Origin of the sequence: Streptomyces sp. NPDC005962 (genome assembly GCF_040629205.1) — a bacterium.
Classification (GTDB): domain Bacteria; phylum Actinomycetota; class Actinomycetes; order Streptomycetales; family Streptomycetaceae; genus Streptomyces.
In genome coordinates, this window is the sequence record NZ_JBEXVE010000030.1 from 51030 (window position 1) to 66430 (window position 15401).

Here is a 15401-nt window from a genome sequence, read left to right on the forward strand (position 1 = left end):
CTGTCAACGCTCGGTACATCCCCTCGCTAAGGAAGACATGCACAGGTCCTTCTCCTACATCAAGCCCTACGACGTCCGCGGTCTGGTTCCCGACGAACTGGATGAAGAGGACGTCCGCCGGATCGGCGCCGCCTTCGTCCATCTCCTAGATACACAAAAGGTCCTACTCGGCCGGGACATGCGTGTGTCATCGCCGCGGCTGGCCGATGCTTTCAGCGCGGGAGTCCGCGAGCAGGGGGCCGAGGTGGTGGACCTCGGCCTGGTCTCGGTCGACATGGTCTACTACGCGTCCGGCGCCATGGCGTTGCCCGGCGCGATGATCACTGCCAGTCACAATCCCGGAGAATACAACGGCATCAAGTTCTGCCGTGCGCTGGCCGCCCCGTTCGGGGCGCACAGTGGCCTGGACGCACTGCGCGAAACCCTGCTCCGGGGCGTTCCGGATGGGCGGCAGGAGCCCGGCACGACGAGCCGGCTGGACGTCACCACCGACTTCGGCGACTGCGTGCGACGGCTCGTTCCCTTGTCCACTGGCCGTCCGCTCCGGGTGGTAATGGACGCGGGCAACGGCGTGGGCGGTCTGGCCGCCACAGCCGTCCTGGACGACAGACTCCGCCGCGACGCCGGAATCACAGTGGATCCGCTCTGCTTCGAGCCCGACGGCGGTTTCCCGAACCATCCGGCCAACCCCCTCGAACCGGAGAACCTCACGGACCTGCGACAGCGGGTGGTCGAGACCGGTGCGGACCTGGGCGTAGCTTTCGACGGAGACGCCGACCGCTGTTTCGTGGTCGACGAGCGGGGCGAACCCGTGACCGCCTCGACGCTCATGGCCTGGCTCGGGTCGCTGCGGCTCGACAAACACCCCGGCGCCGTGGTGGCGGTCAACGCCATCGCATCCCGCTCGGTCCGCGATGCCGTCGAGGAGAAAGGCGGCAGCCTGGTGCGGGGCCGGGCCGGCCACTCTTTCATGAAGGAGTTGATGAGCACCCACGATGCGGTGTTCGGCGGCGAGCACGCCGGCCATTACTACTTCAGGGAGTTCTGGAACGCCGACTCCGGCATCCTCGCCGCACTGCACGTGCTCGCGGGCTTGCGTGCTCAGGACCGCCCGCTGTCCGCGGTGCTCGAACCCTTCGTTCGCTACCGCCCCTCGGGTGAGCTCAGCATCAAGGTCCAGTCCGGGGAGCAGGTCGTGCGGCGGGTTCGCGAGCACTATCACGACCGGCCCTGCGACTGGGTGGACGGGCTAAGCCTCTACTTCGAGGACGAGTCCTGGTTCAGCCTGCGCGTCGCCAACACCGAGCCGGTCGTCAGGCTCAACGTGGAGTCCCGGACCGAAGCGAGAACGCGTCAACTGCGCGACGAAATCCTCCGTCTGATCGAACACCAACACAGTAGGCCCGGATCGTCATCACGCGAAAACTGACCATCGACTCGGCCGTACCCCTCTCACTCGATCCGCACATCGCCGCCCACAGCCAGCTCCGCCTCGCCCGGCCCCTCGTCGAGGACCTCCGTCGCCCCTGGGAACGGCCCGCGGAACCCCGCCGCCTCACCCCCGCACGCGTCCGCCGGGGGTTTCGCAACGTCCGGGCGACAGCAGCCCGCCCGGCAAGCGGCCCTTGCCGACCGAAGCTTCCCCTTGGATCGTGGGCACCTGGCCCTCACGGACTCCGGTCGGGGGCGCGCCGCATCCCCGGCCGGACCGGCTCCAGTGTCACTGCACGGTGCGCAGGACCCGCATGCTCTGTTCCTGAATGGCTCGTCTGACCGGCAGGACACAGGCGGCCACCGCGGCTGCCAGACAGGTACCGACCAGGAGCGTGAGCGCGGCCCAGGAGGGAGGAACGGCGAGACCCGAGCCCACACCGCTGTGGCGGGCTTGCAGATCGATGAGCCATCGGGAGGCCCAGGCCCCCAGAGCCGCGCCGGTGACGGCCGCGGCCGAAGCGAGGATACCGATGCTCGTCACCATCGTCGCGACCGACTGCCGGGGTGAGAGACCGATGGACCGGTAGGCACGGAAGTCGGCGGCGTGGTTGCGGATTCCCGCCGCGATCTCCGTCGACAGTTCGGCCAGCGTGATCAGCGCCAGGACGGCGACGAGTCCGGCGATGACCCCGCGCATCGGGGTGAATTGCTCAGCCGGGGCGGCGCTGTCCCTCACCTCCAGGGTGCCGTGCGAGGCGTGCGTCAGGGCTTGGCGCACGGCGTCGGAACGTGCGCCGGGGCGCAGCACCGGGGCGTAGTAGGAGGGCCGGACCGAGGCGTCCTGCACCCGAAGGGTGTCGTAGGAGGTCGACAGGACCCGGCCGCCGTCCTCCATCTCGATGCTGCGGCCGACGATGTGGAGGACGTGCGGAGTGCCGCCGACGGTGACCCGCACCCAGCTCCCCACCGTCACGTGGAGGGCATCGAGCAGCCCTTGCCCCGCCACCGCCTCGGCAGGGCCCGAGGGCGCACGTCCTTCTGCCACGGCGAAGGGATAGGGGCGGGCAGCGGTGCCCATACCGCGGAGGGTGACTGTTTCCGTCTGGCCGGGGGCCAGGGCGGCGAGTTCGATGCCGGGTTCGACGGCGGCGATCCCCGGCTGGCGGGACAGCAGCTCGCGGATCCGGTCGTCCGGCAGCCCGCTGGGCCGGATGGTGAGCTGTCCGGCGAGGCCCACCTGGGCGGGGTGGTGCTGGATTCGGTCCAGCGTGGCCCAAGCGCCCAGCGCCACCGCGATCATCATGAGCGGCAGAGCGAGGCGGACCACCGCCACGGCCGAGCGCCATGGCCGGTGCAGAACCCCGCGGCAGCCGAGTACGAGGGCGGGCGGCACGCGCCGCCGCAGCACCGCTCGGGCCGCCCCGGACATCCGCCGTCGCCCGGGGGCGGCTATGCGGGCAGCGGGTATCGCGGGGACCCTTCCGGCACGCCACGCGGCAAGCACCGTCGCCACGGCGATCGCCAACACGGTGGTGACGGCTGTGCCGGGCAGTGCCCAGGTATGCTCGGGCAACCCCTGCCACAGCGTCATGGCCGCGCTGAGCTGGCCGGGGCTCCTGGTGGCAAGGGTCTCGGTCGCGGTGGCTCCCAGCACGACCCCGGCCGTGGCGAGCGCGGCATGCTGGATCAGGAACATCTGGACGATCTGCCCGGGCGTGAAGCCCACCGCCTTGAGGACGGAGATGTCCCGGCCATAGGCCTGCACACGGGAGCTGACGCCGCCGGTGACGGCGATCGCCGCGGCGAGCAGGGCTCCTACCCCGAACAGCCCGAGCAGCAGCCCGAGCAGCTGGTTGTCGCCCTCCGCGTCCGCACGGGCCTCCTGCCACGTCGCCACGCTCACGACCTGGTCGGAACCGACGGCCGTGACAGCCCGCTGGACCATGAAGGCGGTGTCGGCCGGGTCGGACAACCGCAGCCCCACGGTCTGTCCGGTGGGTAACGACGCCCCGGCCGATGACCGCACCACGGACGGCGAGGCCCATGAGATGCCCGGGCCGGAGTCGGGGGCGTAGCGCGTCTCCGCCGTCTGTGCCACGCCCACGACCCGCACCCGCTGTTCCGCTCCTCCCGCGCCGATGCTCAGGGTGTCGCCGGGCTGCGCCCACAGCGCGGTCGCCATGGACTTCTCCAGTACGATCTCGCCGGGCCCGACCCGCCAGTGCCCGGCGGCCAGTCGCGGCCGGCCGACCTGCGGCGGGGTAGAACCTGTGGCGCGGATGTCGGCTGCCGCCTTGTCGGCGCCGTGCCGCAGGGTGACCTTCTCCGTGAGGTACGGACCGGAGAGCGCGCTCACTCCGTCCAGCTTCCGCAAGGCGCCGACATCGGCGGCCGCGGTGGTGCGCAGCCACACATGTGCGCCCTGCGTGGAGGTGAACAACCGCTGCCAGGGGTTGGCGGCGTAGACCAGCAGGGCTGCCGACAGCAGCAGGGCCGCGGTGATCCCGGCCGTTGCCAGCACGATGGACAGCGCCTGGCCCCGGTGGGTGCGCAGATCGGCGAAGGCCCAACGAGCGGTGGCACGCACAGGCGTCAGCCTCGCAGCCGTACGATGTCGGCCGCGGAGCTGCGCCCGCACTCCGATCCGTCGGGGGTGACGTCATCGGCGATCTCACCGTCGAAGACACTGATCACGCGGTCCGCGGAACTGGCCACCCTGGCGTCGTGCGTGACCAGCAGGATGGTCTGGCCCCGGCGGTGGCATCGGGTCAGCAGTCTCATGACCTCCCGGGTGGCCTTGCTGTCCAGGCTGCCGGTGGGCTCGTCGGCCAGCAGCAGGGCCGGCTGGTTGACGAGGGCACGGGCCAAGGCGACACGCTGCTGCTCGCCGCCTGACAGATCCCCAGGTGTGTTGTCGGCCTTGCCTTCCAGGCGCAGCTCGGCCAGTAATTCCTCACGGGCGGCACGGACTTCGCGCGGTGCGCGGCGCGCCAGCAGGCCGGGCAGCTCGATGTTGTCCGCGACGGTGAGGGTGGAGACGAGGTTGAAGTACTGGAAGACGATGCCCATGCTCCGACGCCGGATCATGGCCCAGCGGGCCTCGCTCAGCCCTTCGACGCGACGCCCGTCGAGCCATATGCGGCCGCGGTCCGGACGCTCCAGACCTCCGATCAGATGGAGCAGGGTGGACTTGCCCGCTCCTGACGGGCCGGTGACCGCCACGAACTCCCCGTGCCGGACGTTCAGGTCCACGCCCCGCACGGCGGCCACCTCACCGGCGTCGGCGCGGTACGTCTTGGCCAGGCCCTCGACGCGCAGCACGTGCGACTCCCGGTCGGGGGTGCGGTCGCCCTGCGTCATTCGAGATCCTCCTGGCATCGCTCAAGCCAATCGAGGTCGGCCTGAAGATGCAGTATCGCTCCCTCGATGAGCAATTGGGAGATCAGATTTCCCTGGTCCTCCTCGGCGGCCAGGCGTGACATGGCCCGCATGAGGTTGAGGTAGTGGCGGCGCTGCTTGTTGATCAGGGAGATCTGGTCGGCCATACGGGTCTGGGGCGCGAGCGCGAGTTTCATGAAGAACTCGTCGCGCACCCGCGGCTCGTGGGACAGGTCCTCGAACCAGGCGGCGACCGCTTCACGTCCGGAGTCGGTGAGTTCGTAGGTGCGCTTGTTCGGCCGGTCGGACTGTGTCACGTCCTCGCCCCGGATCAGGCCCGTTTTCTCCAGTCTCCCCAAGGTGACGTAGATCTGGCCGATGTTCGGTTGCGGATAGGCTGCCCCGAAGAGCCTTTCAAGGGCCTGCTTGAGCTCATAGCCGTGAGCCGGTCCGTTGGCGAGCAGTGCCATGAGAGGGAGGCGCACGTGGTCTTGCCTCCTCCCGGCTACCGCCTGTCAGTTGTCCGCCCCGGTCAGTGGTCCCAGAGGCTCGGTGGTGGGTGCTGCGGCAGCCGGCTCAGCAGTCCACGGTCCGGCAGGCGGGACGCCCGGCCGCATGCTCTAGTATCACGCATGAGCAGCGGGTATACGTAACAGATCGGGGCCGACGCAGGCGTCGTGCTTTGCGATGTGCTGCTGGAGGTTCGTATGCGCTGGACTCGGGCCGCAGGCCGGGGGCTGCTCCTGCTCACCCTGTTACTGGCCGGGAACGCCGGCGCGAACGGGCGGTCCGAGGGCACGCGATCCGAGCGGGAGGGCCGAGGGCCGGTCACGTTGGCCACGGGGAGGGACCTCACCGGCTACCTCCAGCCGGTGCTGGACGCCTGGAACCGCACGCATCCCGCGGAGCGGGCCACCCTGGTGGAACTGCCCGAGGCCGCCGACGAGGTCCACGCGCAGATGGTGGAGAGCCTGCACTCGGGCAGCGACCGCTTCGACGTGCTCAATATCGACGTCGCCTGGACCTCCGAGTTCGCCGGAGAGGGCTGGATAGCCCCGGTAGACGGCCGCAGGCTGCCGCTGCGCCAATTGCTGCCGTCGGTGGTGGACACCGCCACGTTCCACGGGCGGCTGTACGCCGCGCCGTTCGTGACCAACGCCGGTCTGCTCTATTACCGCAAGGACATCCTGGACCGGGAGGGCCTGAAGCCTCCGCGGACCTGGGCGGAACTGGAGAGCGACGCCGAACGGCTGGCGCCGAAATACCACATCGGCGGGTATGCGGGACAGTTCCTGCCGTACGAGGGCCTGACGGCCAATGTGGTCGAGGCCGTGCAATCGGCGGGCGGCAGCGTCCTGGCGTCGGAGGGAGCCCGGGTCACGGTGGACAGCCCCGCGGCCCGCGAGGCACTGGGCTTCCTGGCGCGGGGGGTCCGCCGCGGCTGGATCCCCCGGGAGGCGCTGACCTTCAAGGAGGAGGAATCCCGCCGCGCGTTCGAGAACGGCGAATTGCTGTTCCTGCGCAACTGGCCCTACATGTACGGGCTGATGTCGACGCCCGGCTCCAAGGTGGCCCACCGCTTCGGGGCCGTGCCGCTGCCGGGGCCGCACGGCGCGGGCGTCAGCGTTCTCGGCGGGTCGGACCTGGCCGTCAACACTCACTCGCGGCATCCGCGGACCGCCGCCGATCTGCTGGCGTACATGACGAGTGAACGCGTCCAGAGACAGGTCCTCACCAAGGGGGCGCTGCCCCCTGTCCGGGCGGAGCTCTACCGCGACCCCGCTCTGATCCGCCGCTATCCCTACCTCCCCGTTCTGGAGGAGAGCGTGCGCACGGCCAGGCCCCGCCCGAAGAGCGAAAGCTACGAGCAGGTGAGTCTGGCGATCGCGGCGGTGAGCCAGAACGCGTTGACCCTTCATCAGCCGCCGGAGGCCGCCATCGCCCGGCTCCGGCGTGAGCTGACGCTGATCGTGCGGAGCCAGTGAGTCACCTACCTACACGTTAGGTAGGTGCCATGTCTTTCACGGCCTGACCATTTTCTCTTTTCGGGCACACCTCCACTTTGTCAACGAACTTTCCGTCTGACCTCTGTTGACACCGCCGCGACATCGCTACTTAACATGTATGCATAACGCGTGTTGAGATGCACGGCTACTCACGTGCCTGAACTGCAGGACGGTGACGGGTGCTTACAGTCCCTTGTGAAGATGGTTCCCAGAACCGCTCTGCCACCAGCGGTACGCTCGGCCGGGAACGGCCGTGGTGGCGCGAGGACGGCGAACTGCCCCCGAACAACTGGCGCGTGATGTCAGGCGGCCCCGCCTGGTCGCGGCTGACCGAGCCCGACGGTCGGCCAGGCCAGTGGTACCTGCACCTTTTCACGCCCCAGCAGCCGGATCTGAACTGGGGCAACCCCCAGGTCAGCGACTTCTTCGACAAGGTGCTGCGTTTCTGGCTCGACCGCGGCGTGGACGGCTTCCGCATCGACGTGGCGGCCGGTCTGTTCAAGCACCCCGACCTGCCCGACTCCCCCGACCCGTACGCCGACGAGCGGACCCGGGACTCGGCCAACCCCCTGGCCTGGAACCAGCCCGAGGTACACGACGTATGGCGTCGATGGCGCGCGATCTGCGAGGAGTGCACCTCCGTCGACAGCCGCGAACGGCTGCTGGTCGGCCGCGGTGCGCACCGCGGCCGACCAGGCGCTCTCTGTCCGGCCCGACGAACCGCATCAGGTGCGCACCGTCACCCGCTACGCCGGCGACACCGAGGGCTTCGGGGCGAACCGGGCGCGCGCCGCCGCGCTGCTGATGCTGGCCCTGCCCGGTGCCGCCTATATCTACCAGGGCGAGGAACTCGGTCTGCCGGAGGTGCTCGACCTCCCGGACGACGCGCTGACCGACCCGATCCTCCGGCGGACCGGCAGCCGCCGATACGTCCGCGACGGCTGCCGGGTTCCGCTGCCCTGGTCGGGGCATGCCTCACCGTTCGGTTTCACCGCCGGCTCCGCCGCCCGTTCGTGGCTGCCGCAGCCCGCCTGGTTCGCCGAGCACACCACCGACCGGGCCCTGTCGGACACCGGATCCTTCTGGCACCTGTACCGCGAGGCTCTCAGCCTGCGCAACCGCCTGCCGCAGCTGGGCGAGAGCGCCCTGCGGTGGCTCGACCCCCCCCTGGCCTTCGTACGCGGCAACGGCCTGGTGGCCGCCGTCAACTTCGGCGACGCCCCGGTGCCCGCGCCCGTCGCCGGACAGCCATTGCTGGGCAGCGCGCTCTGCCCGCCAGGGATTCTGCCCGGTAACACGGCCGCCTGGTGGATGAGCGACCTCACCGCGGAGTGACCTCGGTGCCCCTTTGCCTCCCATCGCGCCGCTGCCACGGCCGGCACCTGCGCACCCGACGAAAGGCACAACTTGATGAAGCGTAAACCGCCCTGGTCCGGCACGGCGGCCACTGCCATGGCCTGCGGACTGTCCCTGACGCTGGCTGCCTGCGGCGGAGGACTGTCGTCGTCCTCGGGCGGCGAGCTCGATGGCCAGACCGTGACGGTCGCGGCGGTGTGGACGGGCGCGGAGCAGGAGAACTTCACGAAGGTTCTCGACGCCTTCTCCGAAGAGACCGGCGCCAAAACCCGGTTCATCTCCACCGGTGACAACGTTTCCACCCTCGTCGGCAGCAAGATCGAGGGCGGTGACGCGCCGGACGTCGTCATGGTGCCTCAAGTCGGCGTGCTGCAGCAGTTCGCGCGCAAGGGGTGGCTGCGCCCGCTGTCCCCCAGGGTCCGCGGCGCCGCCAACAAGAACTACGCCGACGTCTGGCGGAAGTACGGCACCGTCGACGGTACCTTCTACGGCCTGTACTTCAAGGCGTCCCACAAGTCGACGGTGTGGTACAGCCCCAAGGCCTTCACCGACGCGGGAGTCAAACCGCCCAAGACGTACGAGAGAATGCACACCACTGCCGGGATCCTCGATGATTCCGGGCTTCCGGCCTTCTCCGTGGCCGGCGAGGCAGGCTGGCCGCTCACCGACTGGTTCGAGAACGTCTACCTCTCCCAGGCCGGACCGGGCAACTACGACAAGCTGGCCCGGCACGAGATTCCCTGGACCCACCCCACCGTGGTGAACGCCCTGGACACCCTCGCCGAGCTGTTCGGCGCGAACCGTCTGATCGCCGGCGGCCGGCAGGGCGCCCTGCACACCGACTTCCCCACCTCGGTGCAACAGGTCTTCGCCGATCCGCCCAAGTCCGCCATGACCTACGAAGGCGACTTCGTCAGCGGCATCATCAGCGATCAGACCGGCAAGACGGTCGGCGAGGACGCGGACTTCTTCCCCTTCCCGCCGGTGGACGACGGCCCGGCCCCCGTGGTGGCCGGTGGCGACGCGGCCACAGTCATCAAGGCGGGCAAGAACCCCAAGGCGGCCATGAAGCTCGTCGAATTCCTCGCAAGCCCCAAGGCGGCGGCCATCTGGGCGAAGGAAGGCGGATTCATCTCGCCCAACGCGAAGCTCAACCCGGCCGAATACGACGACCCCACGCTCCGCAAGGCGGCGAAGTCCCTCGTCGCCGCCGGCAACACCGCCCGGCTCGACATGTCGGACCAGACGCCCGCCGCCTTCGGCGGCACCCAGGGAACCGGCGAGTGGAAGATCCTCCAGGACTTCCTGAGGGATCCCTCGGACCCGAAGCGCACGGCCCGGACACTCGAGTCCGCCGCGGCCAAGGCCTACCGGAACTGAGGCGGCCCACCATGTCCGTTCTCACCCGTACCGTGCAGCCCGCGGAGACCGGCGGCGGCGCCGCCTCCGCCCGGCGCCGTTCCCGTCGCAGGCGGATCACCGCCCTGCTCTTCGCGCTCCCGGCACTCGCCCTGCTCGGAGCCCTCGTCGGCTACCCCATCCTCTACTCGTTCTTCCGCAGCTTCTTCGACGCCGACGGCAGCCAGTTCGTCGGTCTCGGCAACTACCGGGAGATGTTCAGCGATCCGAGCACCATCAAAGCCATCCGCAACACCGCGGTGTGGGTGGTGGTGGCCCCCGTCCTGCTCACCGGCCTCGGCCTGATGCTGGCGGTACTCACCGAGAAGATCCGCTGGGGCACCGCCTTCAAGGTACTGATCTTCATGCCGATGGCGGTCTCCTTCCTCGCGGCCGGCATCACCTTCCGCCTGGTGTACGACGAGGACTCGCACCGCGGCGTCCTCAACGCCATGACGGTCGCGGCCCACGACGCCTTCACCGACCCCTCCCCCTACCCCGGGGCCCACCCGCGCGGATCGGACATCCTGCACAAGGAGGACGGTGGCTACCGCACGGCCGGCGAGGCCCGTCCGGGCACGAATCTGACCCTCGGTCTGGTCGGCATCCCCCCGGCCTCGCTTCCGGACAAGGCCCGGCACGCCTGGGTTCCGGCCGAATCCACGGCCCCCGGCCACACCGTGCAGGGCACGGTCTACCTCGACTTCTCGCTCGGCGGCGGCGGCGTACCCGACAAGGTCGACGCCAAGGAGCGCGGACTGCCGGACACCACCGTGCAGCTCACCCGCGAAGGCAAGGTCGTCGCCACCACGACGGCCGGCTCCGACGGCCGCTTCCGCTTCAACGGCTTGGACTCCGGGCAGTACCGCGTGCAGCTGCCCGCCGAGAACTTCGCGGAGCCCTACGACGGCATCTCCTGGCTCGGGCCGACGCTGATCACCCCGGCGATCATCGGCGCCTACCTGTGGATCTGGACCGGCTTCTCCATGGTGCTGATCGGCGCCGGGCTCGCCGCCATGCCGCGGGACGTCCTGGAGGCGGCCCGGATGGACGGTGCGAGCGAGTGGCAGACCTTCCGCAGAATCACGGTGCCGCTGCTGGCTCCCGTGCTCGGCGTCGTCTTCGTGACCATGGTGATCAACGTCCTGAAGATCTTCGACCTCGTCTACATCATCGCTCCCGGGCCGGTGCAGCAGGAAGCGAACGTGCTGTCTCTCCAGATGTGGCTGGTCTCCTTCGGCGGAGGCAACAACCAGGGCCTCGGCAGCGCCCTCGGGGTCGTGCTGCTGCTGCTCGTCATCCCCGCGATGATCCTCAACATCCGACGTTTCCGCAGGAGCCGGTCATGACCGTCCACGACATCGCCGAATCCTCCCCGGCGAGCACCGCGCCGACGCTCCCCCAGGCCGGCAAGGGAGGTGGCCCGCCGCGGCCCGGCCTGCTCCGGCGCCTGGCCGGCCGGCTGCGCGGCGGTGTGGTCCAGGGCCTGCTGGTCGTGGTCGCGCTGATATGGATCACTCCGACCTTCGGACTGTTCATCTCCTCGCTGCGCCCGTCCCAGGACAACGCCTCCTCCGGCTGGTGGAACGCGCTCACCCGCCCGGCCACGCTGAACTTCGAGAACTACACGCAGATCCTGTCCGACAGCAGCATCACCGGGGCGTTCTGGAACACGGTCCTCATCGCCGTCCCCGCCACCGCCGCGGTCGTCATCCTGGCCGCACTGGCGGGGTACGCCTTCGCCTGGCTGGACTTCCCCGGCCGCGACGCCATCTTCCTCGTGGTCGTGGCCATGCTGGTCGTCCCCGTTCAGATCGGTCTGCTGCCGGTGGCCCGGCTCTTCGGCGCCCTCGGCCTGTTCGGGACGATCCCCGGGGTCGTGCTGTTTCACGTCGCGTACGGGCTGCCCTTCGCCGTCTTCCTGCTGCGGAACTACTTCGCGGACATTCCCCAGGAAATGCTGGAGGCGGCACGCATGGACGGCGGCAGCGAATGGCTGATCTTCCGTCGGTTGATCCTGCCCGTGGGGCGCCCGGCCATTGCCAGCCTCGCCATCTTCCAATTCCTCTGGGTCTGGAACGACATGCTCGTCGCATTGATCTTCGCCGACAGCGGGTCGCAGCCACTCACCGTCGCCCTGCAATCGGAGATGCGGCAATTCGGCTCCAATATCGACGTCCTGGCGCCCGGCGCATTTCTCTCTCTCATCGTGCCACTCGGCGTCTTCTTCGCTTTTCAGCGGCACTTCGTCCAAGGTGTGATGTCCGGCTCCGTGAAATGAGGCGTGCGCGCGCCGACCGGAATTCGGCGGTCTCGGTGCGACGACCGGACGAGGCCGGCACCCGAACCGAAGGGGGAGATGGGGATCATCGTCGGCGGCGGTGTCGCCGAGAGCGGCCCGCTGCTCTTCGAACCCATCACAGCGGGCATCCGCCGCGAGTTCGCGGGCCTGGCGTTCCTGCGCCGCGTGACGGTGCGCCCCGCGGCGCTGGGCGAGAACACCGGGCGAACAGCGGGGCGGCCGCCCCGCTGTTCGCCCGGAACGCTATGCCACCACCGTCGACAGCGGCACGCACGCGCCTCCGGCCCACCCGGCGCCGGACGGCCGGCACGATGCGAGGCTTGACATCCGCCGCACGTCCCATAGGCGTGCGCCGTTCCCCCACACAGAAACGAGTTGCCAGCGTGACCGAATCCTCACCTTCCGAGGGAGTTTCTGTTTCCGGAGCCAGGGGCACCCCGGACCGGAACCCGGGCCCCGCCCGTACGACTCCGGTACTGCGCAGGGCCAGGACCGCGGTCTTCCTCCTCTTTTTCGCCAACGCGCTCGCCTACGCCAACGTCGTCCCCCGGCTGCCGGAGATCCGGGACGACATCGGACTGTCCAACACCGCCCTGGGGACGGCCATCGCCGCGATGCCCGTCGGCGCGTTGGTCGCCGGGCTGAGCGCCGGCGTGCTGGGGGCCCGGATCGGCAGCGGCCGCCTGGCCACCCTGTGCACGTTCGGCTTCGCACTGGCGCTCCCCCTGATCAGTCTTGCCTCCGCCTGGTGGATGCTGGCCGGCTGCCTGTTCCTGATGGGTGTGCTCGACGCGTTGATGGATGTCGCCATGAACGCCCACGGTCTGCGGGTCCAGCACGGCTACGGGCGTTCCATCCTCAGCAGCTTTCACGCGTTGTGGAGCATTGGGGCGGTCGTCGGCGGCCTGATCTCGACCACGCTGGCCGGTACCGGCCTGGCCCTGGGCTGGCATCTGCTCGCGATGGGCGTGCTGCTGGCGGTCCTGAGCGTGGTCGTCTGGCCGATGCTGCTGCCCGGGCCGGATGAGGAGAGCGGACCCCGGGAGGCGGACACGGCGGGGGACGGCGGCCCCGCTGTCCCGGCCGGCCGTGCGGCGATGGCGGCGTTGCCCGTGGTGACCATGCTGGGGCTCCTGCTGGTCATGTCCTCCGTGGTGGAGGACACCCCGGCATCCTGGGGGTCGGCCCTGCTCCAGGACGACTACCGGGCATCGGCCGTGATGGCCGGCATGGCCTACGTGGTCTTCCAGACGATGATGACCATCGGGCGTCTCCTCGGCGACCGCACCATCGACCGATACGGCCGGGTCGCCGTCGCCCGGGTCGGCGGACTGCTGATCGCAATCCCCCTCGGGCTGGCCCTGCTCGCCGACTCGGCGGTGGCCGTCATCATCGCCTTCGGGTTCGCCGGGCTGGGCACCGCGACCCTCTTCCCCGCTGCCATGCAGGCCGCAGGCAGCATTCCGGGGGTCCGCAGCGGTGATGCGATCGCCGTCGTCTCGTGGATAGCCCGGCTCGGATTCCTGGCAGGGCCGCCTTTGGTGGGCCTGGTCGGGGACCGGGTGAACCTGCGAACCGGTGTCTCGGCGGTCGTCATCGCCGGGTTCGGCATCCTGCTCCTCGCCTCTGTGTTGCGCCCCGACGCCAGGAAGGCCCCGGGCGGCACCGGGTAAGCCAGGTCTGAGCGCGACGGGCCGGCGCGGGGCGGACGGCAGTCTTATGGGCGAAGCCGGAAGCCAGGTGTTCATCGGAACGCCATCTTCCGCACCCGGAGCCATTCACCTGCCTGACCGCATACCCTGTCGGGCTCGAAAAGTCATCGCTACTGGTCAAGCGGCGTAGTGGTACTCGTTGATGGGGCCGCCGAGGACGCGTGTGCGCAGGAGTCTGCGTGCGTTGAGGTTGTGCACGGTGATGGGCTGCTGCCCGGCGTCAGGAGGTAGCTGGTCTCGGCTTCGATGAGGGCGATGTGTGTTGTAGTGCCGCTGGTAGGCGGCCAGGACCTGTCGGGCGTGTGCCTCGTTCGTGATCAGGATGTGGTCGAGGGCCTCGCGCCGGATGCTGCCGATCACCCGTTCACAGTGGGCGTTCATCCGCGGCGTTCGTGGCGCGCTCTTGATCACCTCCATGCCATCGGCTTCGAAGACGGCGTCGAAGGACTGTCCGTACTTGCCATCGCGGTCACGGAGCAGGAATCGCAGGGACTCCATACGCGTGTTCAGGTCGGCGGCTACGTTCCGGGCCTGCTGTACGGCCCATTCCCGGGAGGGATGTGCCGTGACGTTGGAGATATGGAGGCGCCGGGTGCCGTGTTCGAGGAAAGCGAGCGCGTACAGTCTGCGTCCGAACACGGTGTCGAGATGGAAGAAGTCTGCCGCGATGATGCCCTCGGCCTGGTTCGTGAGGAACTCGCGCCAGGTTGGGCCGGTACGGCGTGGGGCTGGATCGATGCCCGCGGCTGTCAGGATGTTCCATACGGTGGATGCGGCGATCGGGTGCCCCAGGCGAGCCAGCTCGCCCTGGATCCGCCTGTGGCCCCACCTCGTATTTTCCCGGGCCAGTCGCAGTATGAGCTTCCTGAGCGCCGCCCTGGTCGGTGGTCTCCCGGCCGGGGCGCGTCGCGCGCTGTAGTCCCATTTCGCCGCGATGAACCTGCGATGCCACGCCAGCAGGGTGCCGGGCGTGATCGGGAAGACCCCACGCCACCGGCAGCGGGGTATCAGCCCGGATAGCGCAGCCAGCCAGAATCGATCAAAGGGCTCATACCGGACTCGGCCGTGGATCTGACGCCTCAACACCGCGTTCTCGTGCCGCAACACGAGCAACTCCGCGTCCTTCGTGGCCTGGCTGCGCAGCAGTACCCGGGGGATGGACAGTAGCTTGCGCACGACCTTGTACACCAGTGAGACGGTCACGCGGACATGCTCTGAGTCGAGGCCGAATACCTGACGTCACCTGCAGCGACGACTTTCCGAGCCCCACAGCTTCCGCCGACGCGCCGAAGAAGCCGGCCTCCCCCGCATCACCCTTCACGACCTACGGCACCTCGCCGCCACCCTCTCCATCACCGCGGGCACCCCGCTCACCGTCGTCTCCAAAACCCTGCGGCACTCCACCCTCTCCACCACCGCCAACCTCTACAGCCACCTCACCCAGCAAGCCGCCCACGACGCCGTAGACGCCATCGACACCGCACTCACCCAAGCCGACCCCACCACCGATTGCCATCCGCACTGGCCCGCCTGGCTGCGACCACACCGCGACCACCCGAACAGGCCCCGGGCACGCCTCACCCTGCCCTACTCCACCGCCCCGGCCGCCAGTTCACCCAGCGCCTCCACACCCCAAGGCATGCGTGCGACCACCATGCGACCACCACACCGCACAACACGGAAAAGGCCGCTTCCCCATCTCTGGAAAAACGGCCTCCGACCTGCGAAAACGCTGGTCGGGACGACAGGATTTGAACCTGCGACCCCTTGACCCCCAGTCAAGTGCGCTACCAAACTGCGCCACGTCCCGGTGCT

General features: G+C 69.3%; 11 protein-coding genes, 1 tRNA gene and 1 pseudogene. 8 read left to right on the forward strand and 5 right to left on the reverse strand.

The features are described 5' to 3' along the window. Nucleotides 1-37 precede the first annotated feature (37 nt). On the forward strand, nucleotides 38-1429 hold the full coding sequence (manB, locus tag ABZ370_RS35290; protein ID WP_358629591.1) for a phosphomannomutase/phosphoglucomutase: 1392 nt from the start codon (nucleotides 38-40) through the stop codon (nucleotides 1427-1429). Between the two features lie 291 nt (nucleotides 1430-1720). On the opposite strand, the gene ABZ370_RS35295 is transcribed toward manB, so the two are convergent. From ABZ370_RS35295 to ABZ370_RS35305, 3 genes are read right to left on the reverse strand one after another with little or no spacing between them, the layout of a single operon-like run. Beyond that, the gene (locus tag ABZ370_RS35295; protein WP_358629594.1) at nucleotides 1721-4021 is read right to left on the reverse strand and encodes an FtsX-like permease family protein; all 2301 of its coding nucleotides are present in this window, start codon (nucleotides 4019-4021) and stop codon (nucleotides 1721-1723) included. Between the two features lie 5 nt (nucleotides 4022-4026). Further along, a complete protein-coding gene (locus ABZ370_RS35300) occupies nucleotides 4027-4794 on the reverse strand; it encodes an ABC transporter ATP-binding protein (RefSeq protein ID WP_358629597.1) in 768 nt (255 codons plus the stop codon). Continuing rightward, a complete protein-coding gene (locus ABZ370_RS35305; protein WP_358629600.1) occupies nucleotides 4791-5297 on the reverse strand; it encodes a PadR family transcriptional regulator in 507 nt (168 codons plus the stop codon). Before ABZ370_RS35305 ends, ABZ370_RS35300 begins: the two co-directional genes overlap by 4 nt. Before the next feature lie 222 nt (nucleotides 5298-5519). Between ABZ370_RS35305 and ABZ370_RS35310 the strand changes: the two genes are divergently transcribed. From ABZ370_RS35310 to ABZ370_RS35335, 6 genes and pseudogenes are all read left to right on the forward strand, one after another. Next, the gene (locus ABZ370_RS35310; RefSeq protein WP_358629603.1) at nucleotides 5520-6797 is read left to right on the forward strand and encodes an ABC transporter substrate-binding protein; all 1278 of its coding nucleotides are present in this window, start codon (nucleotides 5520-5522) and stop codon (nucleotides 6795-6797) included. Between the two features lie 287 nt (nucleotides 6798-7084). Further along, nucleotides 7085-8153, forward strand: a pseudogene (locus tag ABZ370_RS35315) (alpha-amylase family glycosyl hydrolase); the annotation flags it as partial. A 75-nt stretch (nucleotides 8154-8228) separates the two neighbouring features. Beyond that, on the forward strand, nucleotides 8229-9554 hold the full coding sequence (locus ABZ370_RS35320) for an ABC transporter substrate-binding protein (RefSeq protein ID WP_358629606.1): 1326 nt from the start codon (nucleotides 8229-8231) through the stop codon (nucleotides 9552-9554). A gap of 11 nt (nucleotides 9555-9565) precedes the next feature. After that, nucleotides 9566-10921, forward strand: coding sequence for an ABC transporter permease subunit (locus ABZ370_RS35325; protein ID WP_358629609.1), 1356 nt, complete (start codon nucleotides 9566-9568; stop codon nucleotides 10919-10921). Continuing rightward, nucleotides 10918-11853 carry a carbohydrate ABC transporter permease gene (locus ABZ370_RS35330; protein ID WP_358629612.1) on the forward strand — a complete coding sequence of 312 codons (936 nt, stop codon included), beginning with the start codon at nucleotides 10918-10920 and terminating at the stop codon, nucleotides 11851-11853. The genes ABZ370_RS35325 and ABZ370_RS35330 overlap by 4 nt, the downstream gene beginning before the upstream one ends. Before the next feature lie 404 nt (nucleotides 11854-12257). After that, nucleotides 12258-13547 carry an MFS transporter gene (locus ABZ370_RS35335; protein WP_358629615.1) on the forward strand — a complete coding sequence of 430 codons (1290 nt, stop codon included), beginning with the start codon at nucleotides 12258-12260 and terminating at the stop codon, nucleotides 13545-13547. A gap of 156 nt (nucleotides 13548-13703) precedes the next feature. Here the strand turns inward: ABZ370_RS35335 and ABZ370_RS35340 are convergent, their stop codons facing one another. Beyond that, nucleotides 13704-14789, reverse strand: coding sequence for an integrase core domain-containing protein (locus ABZ370_RS35340; protein WP_358629618.1), 1086 nt, complete (start codon nucleotides 14787-14789; stop codon nucleotides 13704-13706). A gap of 106 nt (nucleotides 14790-14895) precedes the next feature. Here ABZ370_RS35340 and ABZ370_RS35345 point away from each other — a divergent pair, with 106 nt between their 5' ends. After that, a complete protein-coding gene (locus ABZ370_RS35345) occupies nucleotides 14896-15357 on the forward strand; it encodes a hypothetical protein (RefSeq protein WP_358629761.1) in 462 nt (153 codons plus the stop codon). Here ABZ370_RS35345 and ABZ370_RS35350 read toward each other — a convergent pair. Then, nucleotides 15320-15396, reverse strand: a tRNA-Pro gene (locus tag ABZ370_RS35350). The genes ABZ370_RS35345 and ABZ370_RS35350 overlap by 38 nt on opposite strands. Nucleotides 15397-15401 lie beyond the last annotated feature (5 nt).

What these genes read in the sequence shown, in the direction of transcription:
- ABZ370_RS35320 (WP_358629606.1), top strand. Translation starts at nt 8,229, where the DNA reads ATGAAGCGTAAACCGCCCTGGTCCGGCACGGCGGCCACTGCCATGGCC.
- ABZ370_RS35325 (WP_358629609.1), top strand. Translation starts at nt 9,566, where the DNA reads ATGTCCGTTCTCACCCGTACCGTGCAGCCCGCGGAGACCGGCGGCGGC.
- manB (WP_358629591.1), top strand. Translation starts at nt 38, where the DNA reads ATGCACAGGTCCTTCTCCTACATCAAGCCCTACGACGTCCGCGGTCTG.
- ABZ370_RS35330 (WP_358629612.1), top strand. Translation starts at nt 10,918, where the DNA reads ATGACCGTCCACGACATCGCCGAATCCTCCCCGGCGAGCACCGCGCCG.
- ABZ370_RS35310 (WP_358629603.1), top strand. Translation starts at nt 5,520, where the DNA reads ATGCGCTGGACTCGGGCCGCAGGCCGGGGGCTGCTCCTGCTCACCCTG.
- ABZ370_RS35300 (WP_358629597.1), bottom strand. Translation starts at nt 4,794, where the DNA reads ATGACGCAGGGCGACCGCACCCCCGACCGGGAGTCGCACGTGCTGCGC.